Raw genomic sequence first — 510 nt, forward strand, 5'->3', positions numbered from 1 at the left:
CGAGCTGAGCACGCCGACCGCCCGGGCCGAGGACGAGGGCGGGTACGCGCGCGAGCTCACCGCTGACGAGGCCGGCGCCCAGGCGCACGCGCTGGCCGGGGCGATCCCGCGGTTCGATGTCGTGATCACCACGGCGATGGTGCCCGGCGGCCCGCCGCCCCTGCTGGTCACCGCGGACGCCCTGGCCGGGATGCGGCCGGGCTCGGTCGTCATCGACCTGGCGTCGACCGGGTTCGGCGGGAACGTCGAGGGCTCGGTCCCGGACACCCGGACGGTCACCGATCAGGGCGTGACCGTGATCGGGGCGGCCGGCCTGGCGTCCACGGTGCCGATGGCCGCGTCCACGGCGTACGCAAGGAATGTGCTCGCGCTGCTCGCCCTGCTGATGCCCGGCGGCGAGGTGGCTCTCGACCTCGACGACGAGATCCAGCGAGCGGTGATCGTCAGCCACGGCGGCCGGGTCGTGCAGCCGCGGGTCCGTGCGCTCCTCGAGGACAGCAAGGAGATCCA

The 510-nt window shown here is 74.5% G+C and carries 1 pseudogene; it reads left to right on the forward strand.

Features of this window, described 5'->3' with window-relative positions:
* A pseudogene (locus ODJ79_RS46720) lies at positions 1–510 on the forward strand (NAD(P) transhydrogenase subunit alpha); the annotation flags it as partial.

It is taken from the genome of Actinoplanes sp. KI2 (assembly GCF_025630775.1).
Classification (GTDB): domain Bacteria; phylum Actinomycetota; class Actinomycetes; order Mycobacteriales; family Micromonosporaceae; genus Actinoplanes.